General features: G+C 64.7%; 20 protein-coding genes and 1 tRNA gene. 11 read left to right on the top strand and 10 right to left on the bottom strand.

From position 1 onward, the window contains the following. Positions 1-14: 14 nt before the first annotated feature. Both AC0L3K_RS14315 and AC0L3K_RS14310 read right to left on the bottom strand, forming a co-directional pair. Positions 15-1,280 (bottom strand): TRAP transporter large permease, encoded by a 1,266-nt coding sequence (locus AC0L3K_RS14315; protein ID WP_007591322.1) that lies wholly within the window; start codon positions 1,278-1,280, stop codon positions 15-17. After that, entirely contained in the window at positions 1,280-1,888 is a 609-nt protein-coding gene (locus AC0L3K_RS14310) for a TRAP transporter small permease (protein WP_219680318.1), read from the bottom strand. The genes AC0L3K_RS14315 and AC0L3K_RS14310 overlap by 1 nt, the downstream gene beginning before the upstream one ends. A 204-nt stretch (positions 1,889-2,092) precedes the next feature. Here AC0L3K_RS14310 and AC0L3K_RS14305 point away from each other — a divergent pair, with 204 nt between their 5' ends. Beyond that, the gene (locus AC0L3K_RS14305; protein WP_219680198.1) at positions 2,093-2,785 is read left to right on the top strand and encodes a GntR family transcriptional regulator; all 693 of its coding nucleotides are present in this window, start codon (positions 2,093-2,095) and stop codon (positions 2,783-2,785) included. 119 nt (positions 2,786-2,904) lie between these two features. On the opposite strand, the gene AC0L3K_RS14300 is transcribed toward AC0L3K_RS14305, so the two are convergent. Genes AC0L3K_RS14300 through AC0L3K_RS14290 form a run of 3 tightly spaced genes read right to left on the bottom strand, consistent with a single transcriptional unit; the run spans position 2,905 to position 5,833 of the window. Next, entirely contained in the window at positions 2,905-4,263 is a 1,359-nt protein-coding gene (locus AC0L3K_RS14300; protein ID WP_007591317.1) for a TRAP transporter large permease, read from the bottom strand. Next, positions 4,260-4,814 (bottom strand): TRAP transporter small permease, encoded by a 555-nt coding sequence (locus AC0L3K_RS14295; protein ID WP_007591315.1) that lies wholly within the window; start codon positions 4,812-4,814, stop codon positions 4,260-4,262. Before AC0L3K_RS14295 ends, AC0L3K_RS14300 begins: the two co-directional genes overlap by 4 nt. Next, positions 4,811-5,833: a TRAP transporter substrate-binding protein gene (locus AC0L3K_RS14290; protein ID WP_007591303.1), complete on the bottom strand. Its 1,023-nt coding sequence runs from the start codon at positions 5,831-5,833 to the stop codon at positions 4,811-4,813. The genes AC0L3K_RS14295 and AC0L3K_RS14290 overlap by 4 nt, the downstream gene beginning before the upstream one ends. A gap of 320 nt (positions 5,834-6,153) precedes the next feature. On the opposite strand from AC0L3K_RS14290, the gene AC0L3K_RS14285 reads away from it, so the two are divergent. After that, entirely contained in the window at positions 6,154-6,396 is a 243-nt protein-coding gene (locus AC0L3K_RS14285; RefSeq protein ID WP_007591301.1) for a pentapeptide MXKDX repeat protein, read from the top strand. Positions 6,397-6,519: 123 nt separating this feature from the next. Here the strand turns inward: AC0L3K_RS14285 and AC0L3K_RS14280 are convergent, their stop codons facing one another. Next, on the bottom strand, positions 6,520-6,867 hold the full coding sequence (locus AC0L3K_RS14280) for a DUF6481 family protein (RefSeq protein ID WP_007591299.1): 348 nt from the start codon (positions 6,865-6,867) through the stop codon (positions 6,520-6,522). A 267-nt stretch (positions 6,868-7,134) separates the two neighbouring features. On the opposite strand from AC0L3K_RS14280, the gene AC0L3K_RS14275 reads away from it, so the two are divergent. From AC0L3K_RS14275 to AC0L3K_RS14265, 3 genes are all read left to right on the top strand, one after another. Further along, a complete protein-coding gene (locus AC0L3K_RS14275; RefSeq protein ID WP_007591294.1) occupies positions 7,135-7,371 on the top strand; it encodes a hypothetical protein in 237 nt (78 codons plus the stop codon). A 75-nt stretch (positions 7,372-7,446) separates the two neighbouring features. Beyond that, positions 7,447-7,683 carry a hypothetical protein gene (locus AC0L3K_RS14270; RefSeq protein ID WP_007591292.1) on the top strand — a complete coding sequence of 79 codons (237 nt, stop codon included), beginning with the start codon at positions 7,447-7,449 and terminating at the stop codon, positions 7,681-7,683. A gap of 184 nt (positions 7,684-7,867) precedes the next feature. Next, entirely contained in the window at positions 7,868-8,644 is a 777-nt protein-coding gene (locus AC0L3K_RS14265) for a hypothetical protein (RefSeq protein ID WP_007591290.1), read from the top strand. A 110-nt stretch (positions 8,645-8,754) separates the two neighbouring features. Here the strand turns inward: AC0L3K_RS14265 and AC0L3K_RS14260 are convergent, their stop codons facing one another. Next, positions 8,755-8,934: a hypothetical protein gene (locus AC0L3K_RS14260; protein ID WP_007591288.1), complete on the bottom strand. Its 180-nt coding sequence runs from the start codon at positions 8,932-8,934 to the stop codon at positions 8,755-8,757. Between the two features lie 227 nt (positions 8,935-9,161). On the opposite strand from AC0L3K_RS14260, the gene AC0L3K_RS14255 reads away from it, so the two are divergent. Continuing rightward, positions 9,162-9,311, top strand: a complete 150-nt coding sequence (locus AC0L3K_RS14255) for a hypothetical protein (RefSeq protein ID WP_167552267.1) — start codon at positions 9,162-9,164, stop codon at positions 9,309-9,311. Between the two features lie 237 nt (positions 9,312-9,548). Beyond that, positions 9,549-9,767 carry a hypothetical protein gene (locus AC0L3K_RS14250; protein ID WP_007591284.1) on the top strand — a complete coding sequence of 73 codons (219 nt, stop codon included), beginning with the start codon at positions 9,549-9,551 and terminating at the stop codon, positions 9,765-9,767. A 126-nt stretch (positions 9,768-9,893) separates the two neighbouring features. On the opposite strand, the gene AC0L3K_RS14245 is transcribed toward AC0L3K_RS14250, so the two are convergent. Beyond that, complete coding sequence (locus tag AC0L3K_RS14245) at positions 9,894-10,121, bottom strand: DUF2171 domain-containing protein (RefSeq protein WP_007591282.1); 228 nt, start codon at positions 10,119-10,121, stop codon at positions 9,894-9,896. A gap of 140 nt (positions 10,122-10,261) precedes the next feature. Here AC0L3K_RS14245 and AC0L3K_RS14240 point away from each other — a divergent pair, with 140 nt between their 5' ends. Beyond that, entirely contained in the window at positions 10,262-11,545 is a 1,284-nt protein-coding gene (locus AC0L3K_RS14240; RefSeq protein ID WP_219680191.1) for a hypothetical protein, read from the top strand. 15 nt (positions 11,546-11,560) lie between these two features. After that, a complete protein-coding gene (locus tag AC0L3K_RS14235; protein ID WP_007591279.1) occupies positions 11,561-11,926 on the top strand; it encodes a hypothetical protein in 366 nt (121 codons plus the stop codon). A 61-nt stretch (positions 11,927-11,987) separates the two neighbouring features. Here the strand turns inward: AC0L3K_RS14235 and AC0L3K_RS14230 are convergent, their stop codons facing one another. After that, positions 11,988-12,230, bottom strand: a complete 243-nt coding sequence (locus tag AC0L3K_RS14230; RefSeq protein ID WP_473366236.1) for a hypothetical protein — start codon at positions 12,228-12,230, stop codon at positions 11,988-11,990. 201 nt (positions 12,231-12,431) lie between these two features. Beyond that, positions 12,432-12,508: transfer RNA gene (locus AC0L3K_RS14225), tRNA-Arg, on the bottom strand. Between the two features lie 402 nt (positions 12,509-12,910). Between AC0L3K_RS14225 and AC0L3K_RS14220 the strand changes: the two genes are divergently transcribed. Next, a complete protein-coding gene (locus tag AC0L3K_RS14220) occupies positions 12,911-18,115 on the top strand; it encodes an alpha-2-macroglobulin family protein (protein ID WP_219680187.1) in 5,205 nt (1,734 codons plus the stop codon). 95 nt (positions 18,116-18,210) lie between these two features. Next, positions 18,211-20,319, top strand: coding sequence for a penicillin-binding protein 1C (gene pbpC / locus AC0L3K_RS14215; RefSeq protein ID WP_219680185.1), 2,109 nt, complete (start codon positions 18,211-18,213; stop codon positions 20,317-20,319). Positions 20,320-20,331: the final 12 nt, after the last annotated feature.

The raw sequence follows: 20,331 nt of genomic DNA, 5'->3' as shown, positions 1-20,331 counted from the left end.
CCTTTTGGACGGGCCTATTTGATCAGGATCAGCGAGAGTGACGGATAGAGCGAGAGCAGCACCAGCAGGACGCAGGAGATGACGAAGAACGGCAGCGTCACCATGAACATCTTGCCGGGCTTGGCGCCGGTGACAGCGGCCGCGACGAAGAAGCAGAGCCCGACCGGCGGCGACAACAGGCCGAGCACGAGGTTGATCACCACCACGACGCCGAAATGCCTGGGATCGATGTGATAGACGTCGGTTGCAACAGGCAGCAAGATCGGCACCGTCATGATCAGGCCGGGAATGCCGTCGATGACGGTGCCGATCACCAGCAGGATGACATTGCAGATCAGCATGAAGCTGATCGGGTCCTTGGCGGCCGTCTGGATCCAGGCGGCGGTTTCCTGCGGCACCTTGCCGAAGATCAGCACCCAGGAGAACACCGCCGCGGCGGCCACCAGGAACAGCACGATCGCCGAATAGATCGCGCTGCGCAGCATCATCTGCGGCAACTGCGAGAATTCGAACTCCCTGGTCCAGAACTTTCCGACCAGGGCTGCGGCAACGGCGCCGACGGCGGCGGATTCCGTCGCGTTGGCGAGACCGCCGAGGATGGTGCCGACGATGACGATCGGGATCAGTAGGGTGGGCGAGGTCCGCAGGATCGTCGCCACGCGCTGCCGCGGCGTCTGATAGTCGGCGCGCGGATAGTTGTAGACGTATCCCATCAGCGCAATGACGACACAAAACATCACCGTGAGGATCACGCCGGGCACGATGCCGGCGATCAGCATGTCGCTGACCGAGACCTGTGCGAGCACGCTGTAGACCACGAACATCACCGAGGGCGGAATGATCGGACCGAGCATGCCGCCATAGGCGGTCAAGCCCGCCGCAAACGTCTTGTCGTAGCCCTTCTTCTCCATCTCCGGCACCATGATCTGGGCCATGATCGCGACCTGTGCGGTCGCTGACCCCAGGATCGAGGAGATGAACATGTTGGCGAGGATGTTGACGTAGGCGAGGCCGCCCTTGAGCGAGCCGACGAAGGCCATCGCCATGTCGACGATGCGCCGCGTGATGCCGCCGCCGTTCATGATCTCGCCGATCAGGATGAAGAGCGGGATCGCGATCAGGCCGTAGCTGTCGACGCCGCCGAACAGCTGGAGCGGATAGGACTGGAACAGCACCGGATTGCCGGATGCGGCGATGTAGACCAGGCCGGCGAGACACAGGCAGAGACCGATCGGTACGCCGACCAGCATGATCGCGAGGAAGGCTGCCGACGTGATCATCAGTTGACCCCGTCGAGCTCGGAGAGCGCAAAGCCCTTCGGTGGGATGCGCGGGACCAGTTCGAGATCTTCCAGCAAATTGGCGAGACCATGCACGGTCATCGACACCGCGAAGATCGGCAGCGTCAGATAGAGCACCCAGGTCGGCCAGTTCAGCGTCTGGGTATGCTCCGTGTAGAGGAAATTGAAGGTCTGGGCCGCCAGCTTGCGCCCGTCGAAGCCGGCGCGGGCGAGGCCAATCGGGTCCATCCAAAGCACGCAGGTGACGATCAGGGCGAGACCGAACACGACGACGAGGCCGGTCGAGATCACCTTCGCGATCTTCTGGGCGCGGAGCGAAAGACGTTCCGTCAGCATCGTCACCGCGAAATCGAGCCGCAGCCGCGTCATCGCGGAGGCGCCGACGAATGTCAGCCAGACCACGCAATAGACCGCGGACTCGTCGATCCAGTAGATCGGGAAATGCGAGTAGCGGGTGACGACGTTGACCAGGATCAGGGCGGTGAGCAGGTACATCAGGCCCATCAATGCGATCCGCTCGACGGCGAGCAGGGCGCAGGAGGCGCGGACGACCATGCGTCGAACGCTGAACGCGCGCGTGGCCGGCATCGTCTGCTCGATCATGAAGAGGCCCCATTGCCCGCAAGATTTGTCGTGCGATGGCCGAATGTATAATTTATACATTTTGGCTGTCAAATGGAATCGCGGATTGCGTCGAAGGCGTGCACGCGCTTTTTGCGGGGACGCGATGACCTCAACATGCAAGACAGGGACCGTTCCGGCCGGCCGAGTCGGAGAGGGACGGAAGATCGGATGAAACTGCCTCTGAAGCATCGCACCCTGTCGGCTGCGATCGTCGACCAGCTCCGGCAAGCAATCCTCGACGGGACCTATCCGGCCGGATCGCAACTGCGCCAGGATGCGCTCGGCGAGGCCTATGGCGTCAGCCGTATCCCCGTGCGCGAGGCGCTGTTTCAGCTCGAAGCGGAAGGCCTGGTGCGGATCGTTCCGCAGAAGGGCGCCATCGTCTCCGAGCTGTCACTGGACGAGATCAACGACGTCTTCGACCTGCGCCGGATCCTGGAGCCGCGGCTGCTGGCGCACTCGGCTCCCCGGTTCACGGCGGAGGATTTCGCAGGGCTCGACGACATCCACAAAAGCTTCGAGAAGGCGATCAAGGCCCGCAACGTCAGCGAATGGGGGCAGCTCAATGCCGACTTCCACATGGCGCTCTACATCCACGCGCCGCAGCCCCGCACCCGGGCGATCGTGCTGTCACTGCTCCAGACCAGCGACCGCTACACGCGGCTTCAGCTCTCCAACACCAAGGCGATGGGCACGGCGGAGAAGGAGCATGCCCATCTGATCGCGCTCTGCCGCGCGCAGAAGATCGAGGAGGCCTGCCGGTTTTTGGAGCGTCACATTGAAGCCGTGCGCAAAGATCTGCTGCAGGTGGTGGGTGGCGGCACGCTCGCGCCGAAGTCGCGGCGGAAGCGCGAGTCGTAATCGACGCGCTGGTAGGGTGGGCAAAGCGAAGCGTGCCCACCACTTTTCGCGGAAGCACAGAGAGGTGGTGGGCACGGCGCTGCGCGCCTTTGCCCACCCTACAGCACTTGCGATTGCCGCTACCTGCTCCCGTCCGGCCCCATCACCAGGTCCGGCAGTGCGGTCGAGATGCCCGGCACGAAGCACAGCAGCAGCACCGCGAGCATCATCAAGAGCACGAAAGGAAGCGTGCCCCAGATCACCTCGCGCAGGGGAATGTCCGGCGCGACGTTGCGGATGACGAAGATGTTGAGCCCGACGGGTGGATGGATCAGTCCCATCTCCATCACGATGGTCATGACGACGCCGAACCAGATGATGTCGAAATTGGCGGCACGGAGCGGCGGCAGGATGATCGGCGCGGTCATGAGAATAATCGAGACCGGCGGCAGGAAGAAGCCGAGCACGACGACCATGACGAGGATCGCGAACAAGAGGCCCCAGCGCGGCAGATGCATCGCGACGACGGATTCGGCGGCCGATTGCGAGATGTGCAGATAGCTCATCACGTAGGAATAGAGCAGCGACATGCCGATGATCATCATCAGCATGGTCGATTCCCGGATCGTCGATTTCAGGATCGGGGCGAGGTCGCTCGGCCGCCACACGCTGTAGATCGCCGCGATCAGCGCCAGCGCCAGGAGACCGCCGAGGCCGGCAGTCTCCGACGGCGTGGCGTAGCCGCCATAGAGCGCGATCATGACGCCGGTGAGCAGCAGCACGAAGGGGATTACGCGTGGCAGCACGCTGAAGCGTTCCGCAAGCGTGTACTCGTCGCGGGCGAGGATCGCAGCTTCCGGCCCGCCGTTCTTGTAGATCGCTTCGGCCGCGGCGTATTCCTGGCGGAAGCGGATCACGGCGTAGACGCCGAACAGCGAGACCAGCAGCAGGCCGGGCCCGATGCCGGCGAGGAACAGCCGTCCCAGCGATTTTTCGGCGGCGACCGCAAACAGGATCATGGTGATCGACGGCGGGAGCAGAATGCCGAGCGTGCCGCCGGCGGCGATGATGCCCGCGGCAAAACCACCGGAATAGCCGCGCTTGCGCATCTCGGGGATGCCAGCCGAGCCGATTGCCGAGCAGGTCGCGGGCGAGGAGCCCGCCATCGCCGCAAACAGCGCGCAGGCAAACACATTGGCGACGCCGAGGCCGCCGGGGACGCGGTGCAGCCAGGCGTGCAGAGCCGAATAGAGATCCTGGCCCGCGCGAGACTTGCCGATCGCGGCGCCCTTCAGGATGAAGAGCGGGATCGACAGCAGCGTGATCGAGGCCATTTCCTCGTAGACGTTCTGCGTCACCGTATCGAGAGAGGCGGCGGGCATGTAGATGCCCATGAACACGACCGCGACCGCGCCGAGCGCGAACGCAATCGGCATGCCCGAAAACATCACGACCAGCGTCGCAATTCCGTATGCGAGGCCGATACCGAAAACGCTCATGAACGCCTGGCTCCAGCGAAAGGCAGCGCAAGCTGCACGAAGATCTGGACGCAGAGCAGGCTCATGCCGAACGCCATCAGCGAATAGGGGATGGCCAGCGGCGGCGACCACATCGAGTTCGAGACCTGGCCGTCGACATAGGCTTCATGCGCCAGCGTCCACGACTTCCAGGCGAAGAAAGCGCAGAACAGAAGCGTCACGGCGTCGACCAGCCACAGCCTGATCCGGTTCGCCAGCGGCGAGAGCAGGCCGACGAAGGCCTCGATGCCGATGTGACCGCGGTTCTGCTGTACGTAGGCGGCGGTCATGAAGGTGGCGCCGACCAGCAGGAACACCGCAGCCTCGTCCTGCCAGTAATTGGCGGCCTTGAACAAGGCGCGGCTGAGCACGCTGTAGCTCAGGATGGCGCAGGCGGCGATCAGCGCAATCGCGGCGAACACGACGATGATGTTGTTGAGGATGGCGAGACCGCGATCGATCGCCGCCGCAAGGCCAGTCCTTGCGGCAGCGTTGGCCTGGTCGTCACGATCCGGAAGCGGACCGTGGCTCATGCGGCGACGTCGGTCGCGAGCTTGAGCAGGTTGGCCGAGGTCGCGGTCTTGGCGCCGTAGTCTTTCCATGCGGTGTCGCGGGCGATGTCGCGCCACTTGCCGACGGTCGCGGCATCGAGCGCCGAGACCTTGGCGCCGGCCTTCTCGTAGACCTTGGCGACCTCGACGTCGTCGTCCTGCGCGCCCTTGCGGCCGAAGGCTTCGAGCTCGGTGCCGACCGCGAGCAGGACGTCCTGCTGGTTCTTCGGCAGCTTGTCGAAGATCGCCTTCGACATCATCAGCGGCTCGAGCATGAACCAGTAGGACGCGCCTGCGCCCGAGGTCAGCGATTTCGCGACCTCTTCGAGGCGGAACGAGATCAGGCTGGTCGAGGAGGTGATGCCGGCATCGCAGGCCCCCGTCTGCATCGCTGCGTAGATTTCGTTCGAGGGCACCGACAGCACGGATGCGCCGGCGGTCTGCAGCACCATGTCCATCTCGCGCGAGCCGCCGCGCACCTTGAGACCCTTGGCATCTTCGGGGGCCACGATCGGCTTGGAGCGGCTGGCGACGCCGCCGGCCTGCCACACCCAGCTGAGCAGGATGATGCCCTTGTCGGCGAGGAAGTCGGTCAACGCCTTGCCGACCGGCTCCTTCTTCCAGCGCATGCCCTGGTCGTAGGTGGTGACGAGGCCCGGCATCAGGCCGATATTTGTTTCCGGCAATTCGCCGCCGGCGTAGGGCATCGGGTAGAGGCTGATGTCGAGCGCGCCCTTGCGCATCGCGGAGAACTGCGCGTTGGTCTTGATCAGGGAGGAGTTCGGATAGATTTCGGCGGCGATGTCGCCGTTGCTGCGCTTGGCGACTTCGGCGGCGAACATGCGGCAGAGCCGGTCGCGGAAATCGCCCTTGTCAACGGTGCCGCCCGGGAATTGATGCGAGATCTTCAGCGTGGTCGCGGCATGCGCGGTGCCGGTGCTGAAACGGAGAATGGCGGGTGCGGCGACGGCGGTCGCGATCAAGTGGCGGCGCGTGAGCATGGTGTGATTCCCTTTGGACGTTTCTTGGACGGTTCTTGCTTGCTGTGATTTTGGGCGGGTCTTTGAGACCGTGCTGAGGCCCATCCTAGCCGGTCTTTCAGACAATGTTCTCTAGTCTGATAGTTCGAGACCGAATGCCGCGGCAAGTGTCGACCATGCTGCGTTGCACACTTCTGGGTGTTTCTGCATCCGTCCAACGAAGGGGCGGCGGGGGCGCAGAAATTTATCAGCGGTCGCGTAACAACGCCCCGTGGCAATCCGTCGAGATCAGATAGCGGCGTCCGTCGCTGACAAACATCATCTCGAAGGGAAGACCAGTCATGACCATTCGTACCCGCATCGCGCTCGGCGTTTCGGCGGCCGTTCTCTCGCTCGGCCTCGCGCTGTCGCCGGCCGCCTTTGCCCAGGACAAGATGGGCAAGGATGACGGCATGATGAAAAAGGACACGATGTCCAAGGACGGCATGAAGAAGGACACCATGTCCAAGGACGACGGCATGAAGAAGGACACGATGTCGAAGGACGGGATGAAGAAAGACGACGGGATGATGAAGAAGCACTGATCTTCCATCGTCGAGGCGGCGCTTGCGACAGCCAGACGCGCGCCAAAAATCCGGGGGCGGTCACGTAGACCGCCCCCGGAGTATTGTTTCAGTCCAAATTCAATTGAACGTGACTTGCGAACGTTACTTGCGCTTCGCCTTGCGGGCGGCGTAGCGGGCGTCTCGCTTGGCCTTTTGATCGGCCTCGGCTTCGGCGGCCTTCGCGACGGCTTCTTCGGCTTCGCGGGCGATCCGCGCGGCCTCGAGCGCGGCAGCCTCTTCTTGAAGGCGCTTCTGCTCGGCCTTTTCCGTCTCGCGCGCAGCCTTTGCCTCGGCGCGCTTGGCCGCAAGGGCCTCGCGCTCCGCACGCTTCGCCACAACCGCGGGATCATCCGGCCCCGGCTGCGACTTGAATTTGTTCAAAAGGTTTTTGCGTGCTTCCTGTGCCGCCTTTTGCCGGTCGGAGAAGCCTGGTTCCCTAAATCCACTCATCGGCGAACCTTGTCATCCTCGCTTTCGATCCTACATCACTGCCTGTTGGTACGTCGGCTGGGCATAGCGGGCGCCGCGCGACGCAGATGCGTGTACATCGGCGCGCGCCGTGATGCCACCTATAATCGCAGCCGATCAGGTAGACGAAAATCGCCGCCCCCGACGATCTCTCGTAGCCCCGAAAAACTGCCGAATTGTGATGCCCCTCATAAGGGGCACCAGGGCGGCGCCTAGCGTCCCGCCTGGTATGAGACGCGGAGCACGGGCATGACGATCTCAAGACTGAGCCTGAAGGCGCTCGCAATCGCCGTCGCGGTGGCAACCCTGGCTGGTGTCACGCTGCTCTTCGCCAGCCCGCAGCCGATCGAAAGTGCCGTCCTGGGTGCAGATTGGGAATGCACCCAGACTGCGTTTGTGCTCACGACCTGCGCACCGCGGGCCCAGCAGGCGATCCCGGCCGCCGAAACCTCGCGCAAGGAAGCGATCCGGCCGACGCGGGGCTAACCGGGAGAAGCTGGGCGGGATGTGACGCCACGCCGCAGAGGTGATAAAGCCCGCTCGCCCCGTGATCGGTCAGCCATGTCCAAGTCCGAAGCCAAGCCCGAGCCTAAGCCCAAACCGGGCGCGAAGCTCAAATCCCCTCCAAAACCTCAATCCGGTGACAACCGCCGCGGCGCCATCGCCGGCTTGATCATCGCGATTGTCATCCTCGGCGTCGGCTGGTGGCTCGCCCGCGATCTCACCTCCGCGAGCAAGATGCAGGACTGCCTGATGTCCGGGCGAAGCAACTGCAATGTGATCGAGCCGGCCCGCTAGAGGCACTCCAGAGCGGCCCGCGCGGACGAAAAAATGTCGTGATCTTAATCATTTGTAACGGGACTTGGCCGACCAAAGCAGGTCAGTCATGTCAGCCGGCATCAGCTCAGCGCGAGCCGAATCGTCTATCGCGCCAGGCATCACGGCCATCGACGGCAATCGAGAGAGTAGGGGGCAAGCACGCATGAGTGCGTCCAGTCGCATCAAGATCATCATTCCCTTGGTTTCGGCCATGTCATTGCTCGCCGTCCCGGCGCAGGCTCAGGACGCGCGGCCGCCGAGAGACGCCGCCCAGCCATCGCCCGGGCCGAGCGCAGGTGCGCCGCCGCAGAACATGCGCAAGGGGCCGCCGCCGCAGCAGGCTGCCCGGCCCGTGCTACAGCCCGGCGGCCAGCCTCACGCGGGCGGTCCGGGCTATGCAGGTTCTGGTCCGCGCAATGCCGGCGGTCCGCCGCCCGGACGCAATTACGCCAGGGGTCCCGCACCGGCGCGCGATTGGGGCGGACACACCTATCGCGGCCATCTCGCCTGGGATGGCGGACGCTGGCGCCACGAAGTCCACGACGGCCGCTCCGGCTGGTGGTGGGATGTGGGCGGCGCGCGGTATTATTATCCGCAGCGCATGGAAGGGCCTCCGGCCTACATCTCGGAGGATTATTACGATGACGTGCCTGTGGCCTACACCCCGCCGCCGGTCGCCTACGAACCGCCGCCTCCGCCGCCGCCGGCGGATCCTGGTGCGAGCGCGCTTGGCGGCGCTATCGTCGGCGGCGTGCTGGGGGGCCTGATCTCGGGCAACGCCTCGGGCGCGGCCGCAGGCGCCGTGATCGGCGGTGCCACCGGGGCGATCGCCGGCGCGACGGCTGCTTCGCGCCCCGGCTACTATTTGGCCCAGGGCAACTGCTACTACCGCTATCCGAGCGGCCAGTATGTGCAGGCCGATCCCCGGGCGTGTTACTGAGCACTCCAGGCGAGACCTGAAGCGATGAGGCGGGCGAAAAGTCCGCCTCTTTTCGTTTTGCGCTGGCCGTCAGCTGGCCGGGAATTGATTCAAGGGGGATCGCCCGCGCGTCAGGACACCAGCCAGCTGAAGAACGCGATCGCGGCCCAGACCAGGCCTGCGATCCAGGCCAGCATCACGATGCCGATGGTCGCAAGATAAGCGATGCCGAGCGGGTCGGATCTTTCGCGTCGCGTCGGGACGGCAATTTCGGCTGCGGCTTCTTGCGTCATGACGGGAATATCTCCCATGCCTTCTCCCTCTCTGGGAGCGCTGAGAACTGTTTAGCGGAGGCGCCGGGCGCCGGCTGTGACGCACTTCACAGATCGGTACGCACCAAGCCCACAATCGGGGCGGATCGTTCGACAGATGCGTGAGCTGGATCGCGTCGCAAATCCGTGTCGGGAGGCATTAACCCCGCAATCATACGGACGAAATTGCCACGCGCTTGTCCAGATCGTCCGGCTAGAATTGCTTCATGTGTACCAAGTACGATCCACAGCACGAAGCCGAGGCGGCGATGAAGCGCGCCGTGGCGGCCGATGGCCCCGACCGGCAACGTCTCATCGAGCTGGCCCTGGCCTGGCACCAACTCGCCCGCGACCGGCGCGAAGAGCGGACGGACTGAGCCCACGCTCTTACGACAATATCCGTATTCAAAGAAAAACCCTGTGCTCGGGGGGACGAGCACGGGGTTCTCGAGAGCCGATCGGGGCTGGCAAATCGGCACCACTCGATATCGAACGCGCTGATCGCAGGTTCGTTCCGCGCCCCCTCAATTCTTTTCGCGCGAAGATCATGAAGGGCGACCGGGGGAGGGCGTCTTGCCGATGGAACGTCGGTTCCCCGCCGACGTTGAGCCGCTATGACCGATCCCGAGTTGCGCGCACAGTCCTTCGAGATTGCCTGGAAGTATCTCGACCAATCCGGCCTGCTTACTGGCGAGCGCAGGGACGCGGCCCGGTTCATCCTGAACAGGATCGACCGCATGATGTTGGGTGGCGAGAGGCGACGATTGCTGCTGTCCAACGCCGCGATCGACGCCTACCGCTTCCGGCCCGTGCTCGTGACGCTCGAGGCCTGACGCGAGCCGTCGAAACGCGACGTTAAGACTCGTTCGGGCGACGATTTTCCGATCGCGTTTCGTTTCGGAGAACGAAGCGGAGCAGGACCGTGAACAAACAAAAAGTCCCCGAGGGGACTTGCTGGCTCAGGCTGCTTCCGACTTCGGCACCGCGTCGGCATTGACCGAAAGCTTGACGACATCGCCTTCGACGGCACCGACATATTTCGTGTCGATGTAATGATGATGGTCCTTGTGACCTTCCGGGCTGTCCTTCCGCGTCAGCTTGATGCGGTTGCCCTCGACGCGGTCGACGGTGCCGACATGTGCGCCGTCCTTGCCGACGATCTTCATGTGCTCTCTGATCTCGCTCATGATGTTCTCCTTGTGCAGTGTCAACGGCGAGGACCGGTCTTCGTTGCAAGGATGAGCGCGGCCGACTGTTTGGAGCCAATGCGTTCGCCGAACGTTGAAAGGCCGTCGCAATTGCCAAGACCACCTTCGTCAAGATCCGCATGGAGACCTCCGAGGCCTATCTCGAACGAAAGCACAGGGAAATCGGGCTGCTGAACGATTGCCTGAGGAGCCCGCTGCATTTGGCTCGGCCGCAATCGGTCGACGAGGTCGTGGTCTCCAAGTTTCAGCTCGCCGCCGCGCTACGCGCGGAGCATGCGCTCCAGGACTGGAAGGCGACGGAGACCGCCTGGTCGCACGCGGCGTCTCCCAGCAGCGGTCCGTTCGTGTTCAGCTACGATTATCAGCGCGCGGACCTCAAGGTGCGTGGTCCCTCGTTCTACGAACTCGAGCGGAGCTGCGGGAGCGAGGCGATCTATACCGCATCCGGCATGGCCGCGATCTCCGCGCTGCTGCTCGCGTCCGCACGAATCATCGGCAAGGCAGACGTCGTGGTGCTGCCGGGCACCTACGGCGAGACACTGGAGCTGATCGAGAGCCTCGTCCCCCATTTACGGCTTGTCACCGCCAGCCTCCCGCTGGGCGAAGCGTTTGCTGCGGCAGCCTCGCCACGGTTTCTCCTGCTGGATTCATGCGCCCCTGCCGCGGCGTTCGAAGCGGCTTTGCGTTGCGACGGTTCGGGGCTCGACCTGTTGATTTTCGACACGACATGTTTCGCCGGCAGATCGGGGCGCATCCGGCGCGTTCTGAGATGGGCCGCGCGATTGGACATTCCGGTCGTGTTGGTGCGAAGCCACAACAAGCTGGATTCGCTCGGGGTGGAATACGGCCGGCTCGGCTCTGCCGTATTCGTGCATTGGAGCCGGAAAGACCTGAATGCAGGCCAGCTGCTGTCCGAGAGCCTGGCGGCGGAAACCGGCAATGCCGTCCGGCTTCTCGGTGGCGCGGCGTTGCCGGCACACTTCCCGCCATTCGTGGGCTCAGCGGGCTATTGGGCCCTGACGAAAAAACGCGTCGCGGCGATCCTGCGCAACGGTCGCCACACGGCGCGATATTTCGCCGCCGAGCTCGGTTCGCTCTCGGCCGAGCTGCATTTCACCCACGGCCTCTATGTCACGCTTCGCGGCAGGCGCTCCCTCGATGAGGCGACCGCGCGGCAGGCGGCCGAGGACATGAGCCGCGACCTCGGCGGCGAAGGCTTCCCCATCCGCCACGCCGGCAGCTTTGGTTTCGATTTCGCGGCGACCGAGTGGTTTCACGACGCGACTACGGATCGGTACAGCGTCCGGGTGGCGGTGCCGGATCTGCCGACCGAGTCGTGGAAGAATCTTGCGGCGGCGATCGCCGGATGGTGGGCGCGACATCAGGGCGACACTGAAGAGTGAGTGCGGTGCAAGGCCATGACAGAGCGACCGACAGCGTTTCCTTACAGGGAATGCACGTGGCATGTTTCAGACGAACAGTCCCAGCAATGGCTTGCGGTGCTTGAAAAGACGGGTGCAGCCAACGTCCGAGCGCGCCTAGCCCAGACCGACGCGGCATCCGCAGGAGCGATTGCGATCGGAACCGCGCCCGTCATGACGATCGGGTTCGCCCAGGAATGGCTGAACTGGAAAGATAATCAAAAATCCGAGGCGGATATCGAACGGCACGAGCGGCAGATCTGGTGGACTCGGACCGCGGCAATCGCCGCATCGGTCGCCGCCTTGAGCGCACTGTTCGGCTGGATTTGGACGATCTTCATCCGGGGGAATAATGGCCTGTAACAAACATGATTGTTACGTTGCGCATACATCCGCGAGACGAGCGGCGACAAACTGCGCTGTTTCAATCGATCGCCAGGCATTCTTCCACGGCCGGCTTCTGGTGGCCGCGACGTGCCCAGGCTTGAACGGCGAAGGCGAGTTGGTGCTGACTCGCCGCCGCGTCCACGATGGAGGCCCGCGCCGTCGCGATGGGCTTTGTGATCACCCCGGAGTTCACGACTCCCGCGTCAACTGCCAGGAACGATATTGCCACAACCGCCACCGCAGATGCGATCGCCATTCTCGTCAAGTCGGATAGTGGCATCAAAGTCCTTATCGGGGCGCAAGTCGCTCGGCGGATACATAGGGTTCGTTTGCCCGGATCAAAGCCCGGAGGGAGGCGACCCACGCGTTCGTGAAGGACGGTGGATTCTGCAGGCGCGCGTCGTAGACCGGGCTTACAGTGAACGCCGGTGTATCGAGTCAGCGTGCGCCGGACGATGTCCCCGTCCGATGAGACTGAATATGGCGATCCCGGCAGGAATCGAACCTGCAACCCTCAGAGTAGAAATCTGATGCTCTATCCAGTTGAGCTACGGGACCGTCTTGAGCCGCCCTGGTTGGGGCCGGCTGTTCATCTACCATGCCATTATGAAAAATATCGTCTTTCGCCAAGCCTGAACCGAACCGTTTTCCTCGAAGCCGCGACAAAGCGGAACGGTGGGGTGTCAGGGTGCCGGGTTGAGCGGCAGCGGACTGGACGATGGATCACATCGCCGGGAACGCTGGCCAGCTTCCGGGACACGGCCGCCGGACGACTGGTCGGGTATTACTGCGCCATCAGGACGGCGTGCGCGGCGGTAGCTTGATCGGTCTCCTCTGGGCGTGCCTTGTCATGGCGAATGCGACGGTTTGCACCTTTGGTTCCATCGCCTTGAGTCGGTCACCTTTCCGCGCATTTCATGCGACAAGCGGCGTTCGTCCGCGATTTCCGGGAGTCCATCCATGATCGGTCTTGTTCGCGCCGTCACACTCTGCGCCACGCTGGCGTTCGGCCTTAGCGTAGCGCAGGCCGCCGACAAAGCCTTCAAGCGGGACGACCTCGCCGATTCCGCGATCAAACTGGAGGCGCAGATCAAGGGCGAGGCGGGGCCGGTCGCCAAGAGCGGCGCGAGCTTACGCACCGACGCCGATGCTGCCTTCCGGCGCAACGACTATCGCACCGGCCTGTCGGTGCTCGGCCAGATCGCGGCGACCACGCCGGAGGACGCCGGCAACTGGCTGCGCCTGGCGAAAGTCATCTTCCAGATCACGCCCAAGAGCTCGAGCGAACAGACGTTTCTGCTGGAGCGCGCCTCGACTGCCGCCTACATCGCCTACCAGCGCGCCGGCAATGCGGGCGAGGAGGCCGATTCGCTCGCGGTGCTCGGCAAGTCGCTGTCCGAACGCAAGCTGTGGCGGCCGGCGCTTGATGCACTGCGGCTGTCGCTCGACATGCGCGAGGTCGCCGACGTCCGGGGCCAGTACGAGAAGATGCGCGACGAGCACGGGTTTCGGTTGCTCGACTACACCGTGGACTCGGACTCCGCCAGTCCGCGCGCCTGCTTCCAGTTCTCGGAGGAGCTGGCAAAACGCACCGATTTCGCGCCGTACCTCGCGCTGGCGGGCCAGGACAAGCCGGCTTTGTCGGCCGAGGGCAAGCAGCTCTGCGTCGATGGGCTCAAGCACGGCGAGCGCTACAACATCAATCTGCGCGCCGGCCTGCCGTCCACCGTGAAGGAAGGCCTGCCGAAATCGGCCGAGTTCAACGTATATGTGCGCGACCGCAAGCCCTTCGTGCGCTTCACCAGCCGCGCCTATGTGCTGCCGAGGACGGGCCAGCGCGGCATTCCCGTCGTCAGCGTCAACACGCCAGCCGTCAACATCAACGTGTTCCGGATCGGCGACCGCAATCTGATCAACACGGTGGTCGACAGCGATTTCCAGAAGACTCTGTCGAAATACCAGCTCAGCGATCTCGGTGGCGAGCGCGGCGTCAAAGTCTGGACCGGCGAGCTCGCGACCGCGATGACGCTCAACCAGGACGTCACCACGGCGTTCCCGGTCGACCAGGCGCTGGGCGAGCTCCAGCCCGGCGTCTATGTGATGACGGCCGCAGCCAAGGGGCCGGGCTCGGACGACGATTACCAGCTCGCCACCCAATGGTTCATCGTCTCCGATCTCGGCGTCACGGCCTATTCCGGCAATGACGGCATCCATGTCTTCGTGAATTCGCTGGCCTCGACCGATCCCGTCGGCAAAGCCGAGGTGCGACTGGTCGCGCGCAACAACGAGATCCTGGCCACCCGCAAGACCGATGAGAGCGGCCATTTGCTGTTCGAGGCGGGGCTTGCGCGCGGCGAGGGCGGCCTGTCGCCGGCGATGCTCACCGTGACCGGTGAGAAGGCCGACTATGCTTTCCTCAGCCTCAAATCCTCTGCCTTCGACCTGTCGGACCGCGGCGTTTCGGGCAGGGCCGTGCCTGTGGGCGCCGACGCCTTCGTCTATGCCGAGCGCGGCGTCTACCGCTCCAGCGAGACCGTCTATCTCACCGCGCTGTTGCGGGACGGGCAGGGCAACGCCGTTACCGGCGGGCCGATGACCCTGGTGATCGAGCGTCCCGACGGCGTCGAATATCGCCGCGCCGTGCTGTCCGACCAGGGCGCCGGCGGGCGCACCTTGTCCGTGCCGCTCAACTCGGCCGTCCCGACCGGGACCTGGCGGGTGCGCGCCTTCACCGATCCGAAGGGCTCTTCGGTCGGCGAGACCACTTTCATGGTCGAGGACTACGTCCCTGATCGGATCGAATTCGACTTGTCTTCCAAGGACAAGCTGATCAAAGCTAACGCTCCAGTGGAGCTTAAGGCGGACGGTCATTTCCTCTATGGCGCGCCGGCCTCGGGGCTGGCGCTCGAAGGCGACATGCTGGTCGCGCCCGCGTCCGAGCGGCCGGGCTTCGCCGGTTACCAGTTCGGCGTCGCCGACGAGGAGACCACCTCGAACGAGCGCACGCCGCTGGAAAACCTGCCCGAAGCTGACGCCAACGGCGTTGCGACCTTCCCGGTCACGCTCGACAAGCAGCCGGCCTCGACGCGGCCGCAGGAGGCGCAGATCTTCGTTCGCATGGTGGAGACCGGCGGCCGCGCCGTCGAACGCAAGATCGTGCTGCCGGTCGCGCCTGCTGCCGCCATGATCGGCATCAAGCCGCTATTCGGCGACAAGAACGTGGCCGAAGGCGACAAGGCCGAGTTCGACATCGTGTTCGTCTCGCCCGAGGGCGAGAGGCTACGCCGCGACGGCCTGCGCTACGAGCTCCTGAAGATGGAGTCGCGCTACCAATGGTATCGCCAGAGCAATTACTGGGAGTACGAGCCGGTCAAATCGACCTCGCGCGTCTCTGACGGCGACGTGACCGTCGCCGCGGACAAGCCGTCGCGGATTTCGCTGACCCCAAAGCCCGGCCGCTACCGGTTGGACGTGAAGTCGAACGATGCCGACGGGCCCGTGACCTCCGTACAGTTCGACGTCGGCTGGTATTCCGACGGCAGCGCCGACACGCCGGACCTCCTGGAGACCTCGATCGACAAGCCGCAATACGCCTCGGGCGACATGATGACCGTGTCGGTCAACGTCCGCAGCGCCGGCAAGCTGACGGTCAACGTGCTCGGCGATCGCCTGCTGACGACGCAGACCATCGACGTCAAGGAAGGCACCGCCCAGGTGAAGCTCCCGGTCGGCAAGGACTGGGGCACTGGCGCCTATGTGGTGGCGACGCTGCGCCGTCCGCTCGATGCGGCCGCGCAACGCATGCCAGGCCGGGCGATCGGACTCAAATGGTTCGGTATCGACAAACAGACCCGCACGCTCCAGGTGAAGCTGACCCCGCCGGCGCTGATCCGGCCGAATGGGTTGCTGAAGATCCCCCTCAAGCTCGACGGGCTCAATCCGGGCGAGGACGCCAAGATCGTCATCGCCGCGGTCGACGTCGGCATCCTCAACCTCACCAATTACAAACCGCCGGCGCCGGACGACTATTATCTCGGCCAGCGCCGCCTCAGCGCGGAGATCCGCGATCTCTATGGGCAACTGATCGACGGCATGTCGGGCACGCGCGGTCAGATTAAGTCCGGCGGTGACGCCGGCGCGGCCGAATTGCAGGGCTCGCCGCCTGCGCAGAAGCCGCTCGCGCTCTATTCGGGCATCGTCACGGTTGCTGCTGACGGCACCGCGGAAATCAGCTTCGACATTCCGGAGTTCGCCGGCACCGCGCGCGTCATGGCGGTGGCGTGGACCGCGACCAAGCTCGGTCGCGCCAACACGGACGTGGTGATCCGCGATCCTGTCGTGCTGACCACGACCCTGCCGCGCTTCCTGCTCAACGGCGACCACGGCACGGTCAATCTCGAGATCGACAATGTCGAGGGGCAGGCGGGCGACTACGTTATCAACGTGAAGACGGGCGGCCCGGTCAAGATGACAGGCAATCCCGCAACCACGGTCAAGCTCGCCGCCAAGCAGCGGAATTCGTTCACGCTCGCCATCGACGCGACGGCGGCGGGGCAGGCGACGCTCGACGTCGACATCAAGGGGCCGAACGGGCTTGCACTCGCGCGCCACTATGCGCTCGACGTCAAGGCGGCGACGCAGGTGCTGGCGCGGCGCTCGATCCGGACGCTGGCGAAGGGCGAGAGCCTGACGCTGACGTCTGATATGTTCGCCGACCTCGTACCGGGCACCGGCAGCGTCTCGGTCTCGGCGAGCCTGTCGACCGCGCTCGATGCGGCGACGATCCTGAAAGCGCTCGACCGCTATCCCTATGGCTGCTCGGAGCAGATCACGAGCCGTGCGATGCCGTTGCTCTATGTCAACGATCTCGCCGCGGGCGCGCATCTCGCCATGGACACCGAAGTCGACCAGCGCATCCGCGACGCGATCGAGCGGCTTTTGGCCCGCCAGGGCTCCAATGGCTCGTTCGGACTGTGGTCGGCGGGCGGCGACGATGCGTGGCTCGACGCGTACGTGACCGACTTCCTGACCCGCGCCCGCGAAAAGGGCTTTGTGGTCCCGGATGTGCTGTTCAAGACCGCGCTCGATCGTATCCGCAACTCGGTCGTCAACGGCAACGAGCCGGAGAAGGACGGCGGCCGCGATCTCGCTTACGGCCTCTATGTGCTCGCGCGCAACGGCGCGGCGCCAATCGGCGACCTCCGCTATCTCGCCGACACCAAGCTAAGCAACCTCGCAACTCCCATCGCGAAATCGCAGCTCGCCGCGGCACTCGCGCTGGTCGGTGACCGCAACCGCGCGGAGCGCGTTTACGGTGCCGCGCTCGACAGTCTCGCGCCAAAACCCGTGCTGGAGTTCGGCCGCACCGACTACGGCTCGCAGCTTCGCGATGCCGCAGCGCTGGTGTCGCTTGCCAGCGAAGGCAATGCCCCGAAGGCGACGCTGACGCAGGCGGTGTCGAGGGTCGAGACTGCCCGCGGGCTGACGCCCTATACCTCCACGCAGGAGAATGCGTGGCTGGTGCTGGCGGCACGCGCGCTCGCCAAGGAGAACCTGTCGATGGAGGTCGACGGCCAGCCGGTCAAGACCGCGCTGTACCGCAGCTACAAGGCGGCGACCCTGGAGGGCAAGCCGCTGAAGATCACCAACACGGGCGATGCGCCGGTGCAGGCCGTGGTCTCTGTGTCGGGTTCGCCGGTGACGCCGGAGCCCGCGGCATCGAACGGCTTCAAGATCGAGCGCAGTTTCTTCACGCTCGACGGCAAGCCCGCCGATATCAGCAAGGTGAAGCAGAACGACCGCTTCGCCGTGGTGCTGAAGATCACCGAGGCCAAGCCCGAGTACGGCCACATCATGGTGTCCGATTATCTTTCGGCCGGCCTCGAGATCGACAATCCGAAACTGGTGTCGTCGGGCGACAGCGGCACGCTGGGCTGGATCGAGGACGGCCAGGAGCCCAAGGATACCGAGTTCCGCGACGACCGCTTCACGGCGGCCGTCGACCGGGCCTCGGATTCCAAGGCGGTCTTCACGGTGGCCTATGTCGTCCGTGTGGTCTCGCCCGGCAAATACGTGCTGCCGCAGGCCTATGTCGAGGACATGTACAATCCCTCGCGCTACGGCCGCACCGGGACGGGCACCGTCGAGGTGCGGGCGGCGAAGTGAGTGGTGAGGGGATGAGCGACAAGGAGCCACATGCTCCGCCGTCATGCCCGGGCTTGTCCCGGGCATCCACGGACTTTTGTGCGAGGGGCAAGGACGTGGATGGCCGGGACGAGCCCGGCCATGACGGAGCGCGGAGCTTGGACCTGCATGTCCTCTCCGCGCTGGCATTCTCGCTCATTCTCACCATCGTCGGTTTCGTCGCCTGGGTCTACGCCCTCGGTCCGCTGCCTTTCGACGAAGCCCGCCAAGTTTCCACCACCATTGTCGATCGCAACGGCAAGCTGCTGCGCGCCTATGCGATGGCGGACGGGCGCTGGCGACTGCCGGTTGAGACAAATACGAACGTCGATCCGACCTATCTGAAGCTGCTGCTCGCCTATGAGGACCAGCGCTTTTACGCGCATGACGGTATCGACCCGCTGGCACTAGGGCGCGCTGCGTTTCAGCTTGCGACCCGCGGCCACATCGTCTCGGGCGGCTCGACCATCTCGATGCAGCTCGCGCGGCTGATGGAGCCGCGGCGGCAGCGTTCGCTCCATGCAAAGCTGCGGCAGATGGTGCGTGCGATCGAGATCGAGCGCAGCTTGAGCAAGCAGCAGATCCTCGACCTCTATCTCGCGCTCGCGCCCTACGGCGGCAATCTCGAAGGCATCCGCGCTGCCTCGACCGCCTATCTCGGCAAGGAGCCGAAGCGGTTGTCGCTGGCTGAAGCCGCATTGCTGGTCGCGCTGCCGCAATCGCCGGAGACCCGTAGGCTCGATCGCTATCCCGATGCGGCGCGCAAAGCGCGTGACCGCGTGCTCGACCGCATGGTCGAGGAGCAACAGATCAGCCTCGACGATGCCAAGCAGGCCAAGGCCGTTCCCGTGCCGAAGCTGCGCAGGCCAATGCCGATCCTGGCGCCGCATGCCTCCGATGCGGCGCTTGCGACGGTCAAGGACGCGCCCGTCATCAAGCTGACGCTGGATGCCAACCTGCAAAAGGTGCTTGAGCCGCTGGCGCGCGACCGTGCCATTGCGCTGGGACCGAACATCTCGGTCGGCATCATCGTCGTCGACAATGAGAGCGGCGACGTGCTCGCACGCGTCGGCTCGGCGGATTATTTCGACGAGCGCCGGGCAGGGCAGGTCGACATGACCCGCGCGGTCCGCTCGCCGGGCTCGACGCTGAAGCCGTTCATCTATGGGCTCGCTTTCGAGGACGGTTTTGTTCACCCCGACAGTCTGATCGACGATCGGCCCGTGCGCTTCGGCTCCTACGCGCCGGAAAATTTCGACATGACGTTCCAGGGCACCGTGCCCGTGAAGAAGGCGCTGCAGCTGTCGCTGAACGTGCCCGCGATCGTCCTGCTCGACCGCGTCGGCGCGAGCCGGCTGGCCTCGCGGCTGCATCAGGCGGGCGGCAATCTGGTGCTGCCCAAAGACGAGGCGCCGGGACTTGCCATGGGCCTTGGCGGCGTCGGTGTGACGCTGCAGGACCTCGCCCAGCTCTATGCGGGCTTCGCCCGGCTCGGCACCACCAAGCCGCTGCGCGAGATCATGAGCGACAGGGACGTGCGCGAGCCGCTGCGACTGCTCGATCAGGTCGCGGCCTGGCAAGTCGGCAATGTGCTGCTCGGCACCCCGCCGCCGGAGAACGCGGCTCACAACCGCATCGCCTTCAAGACCGGCACCTCCTACGGCTACCGCGACGCCTGGTCGATGGGCTTCGACGGGCGCATGACCATCGGCGTCTGGGTCGGCCGGCCCGACGGCGCGCCGGTTCCGGGCCTGATCGGGCGCGTCGCCGCCGCGCCGATCCTGTTCGACGCCTTCGCCCGAACCGGCAAGACGCTTCTCCCGTTGCCGAAGCCACCGAAAGGAACTCTCGTTGCCAGCAACGCCAAGCTGCCGTTGCCTTTGAGGCGGTTCCGCCCGGTCGGGGATCTGGTGCGGACCGGGGGCGAGCAGGCTCTGCACATCCAGTTTCCGCTGAACGGTTCGCGGATCGACGTCGATCGCTCAGGTGGCGAGGGGGGCGCAGCCATGCCGGTCAAGGTCGCCGGAGGCGTTCTCCCCATGACTGTCATGGTTAACGGAATGGCGCTCGGCGAGATCGACGGCCGCCGTCAGCGGCTGATCGATCCGCCGGGTCCGGGCTTTGCGCGGCTGACCGTGATCGATGCCACTGGCGCCGCGGACACAGTTGTCATTCGAATTCAGTGACCCTGCCTCAAG

The organism is Bradyrhizobium sp. MI1.10 (assembly GCF_055811035.1).
Note: the sequence above shows the minus strand (reverse complement) of the source record. Positions and strands in the feature narration are given on the sequence as shown.

What these genes read in the sequence shown, in the direction of transcription:
- AC0L3K_RS14305 (WP_219680198.1), top strand. Translation starts at nt 2,093, where the DNA reads ATGAAACTGCCTCTGAAGCATCGCACCCTGTCGGCTGCGATCGTCGAC.
- AC0L3K_RS14295 (WP_007591315.1), bottom strand. Translation starts at nt 4,814, where the DNA reads ATGAGCCACGGTCCGCTTCCGGATCGTGACGACCAGGCCAACGCTGCC.
- AC0L3K_RS14240 (WP_219680191.1), top strand. Translation starts at nt 10,262, where the DNA reads ATGGAGACCTCCGAGGCCTATCTCGAACGAAAGCACAGGGAAATCGGG.
- AC0L3K_RS14280 (WP_007591299.1), bottom strand. Translation starts at nt 6,867, where the DNA reads ATGAGTGGATTTAGGGAACCAGGCTTCTCCGACCGGCAAAAGGCGGCA.
- AC0L3K_RS14285 (WP_007591301.1), top strand. Translation starts at nt 6,154, where the DNA reads ATGACCATTCGTACCCGCATCGCGCTCGGCGTTTCGGCGGCCGTTCTC.
- AC0L3K_RS14235 (WP_007591279.1), top strand. Translation starts at nt 11,561, where the DNA reads ATGACAGAGCGACCGACAGCGTTTCCTTACAGGGAATGCACGTGGCAT.
- AC0L3K_RS14245 (WP_007591282.1), bottom strand. Translation starts at nt 10,121, where the DNA reads ATGAGCGAGATCAGAGAGCACATGAAGATCGTCGGCAAGGACGGCGCA.
- AC0L3K_RS14255 (WP_167552267.1), top strand. Translation starts at nt 9,162, where the DNA reads ATGTGTACCAAGTACGATCCACAGCACGAAGCCGAGGCGGCGATGAAG.
- AC0L3K_RS14290 (WP_007591303.1), bottom strand. Translation starts at nt 5,833, where the DNA reads ATGCTCACGCGCCGCCACTTGATCGCGACCGCCGTCGCCGCACCCGCC.
- AC0L3K_RS14220 (WP_219680187.1), top strand. Translation starts at nt 12,911, where the DNA reads ATGATCGGTCTTGTTCGCGCCGTCACACTCTGCGCCACGCTGGCGTTC.
- AC0L3K_RS14270 (WP_007591292.1), top strand. Translation starts at nt 7,447, where the DNA reads ATGTCCAAGTCCGAAGCCAAGCCCGAGCCTAAGCCCAAACCGGGCGCG.
- AC0L3K_RS14300 (WP_007591317.1), bottom strand. Translation starts at nt 4,263, where the DNA reads ATGAGCGTTTTCGGTATCGGCCTCGCATACGGAATTGCGACGCTGGTC.
- AC0L3K_RS14315 (WP_007591322.1), bottom strand. Translation starts at nt 1,280, where the DNA reads ATGATCACGTCGGCAGCCTTCCTCGCGATCATGCTGGTCGGCGTACCG.
- AC0L3K_RS14250 (WP_007591284.1), top strand. Translation starts at nt 9,549, where the DNA reads ATGACCGATCCCGAGTTGCGCGCACAGTCCTTCGAGATTGCCTGGAAG.
- AC0L3K_RS14230 (WP_473366236.1), bottom strand. Translation starts at nt 12,230, where the DNA reads ATGCCACTATCCGACTTGACGAGAATGGCGATCGCATCTGCGGTGGCG.
- AC0L3K_RS14260 (WP_007591288.1), bottom strand. Translation starts at nt 8,934, where the DNA reads ATGGGAGATATTCCCGTCATGACGCAAGAAGCCGCAGCCGAAATTGCC.
- AC0L3K_RS14310 (WP_219680318.1), bottom strand. Translation starts at nt 1,888, where the DNA reads ATGCCGGCCACGCGCGCGTTCAGCGTTCGACGCATGGTCGTCCGCGCC.
- AC0L3K_RS14265 (WP_007591290.1), top strand. Translation starts at nt 7,868, where the DNA reads ATGAGTGCGTCCAGTCGCATCAAGATCATCATTCCCTTGGTTTCGGCC.
- AC0L3K_RS14275 (WP_007591294.1), top strand. Translation starts at nt 7,135, where the DNA reads ATGACGATCTCAAGACTGAGCCTGAAGGCGCTCGCAATCGCCGTCGCG.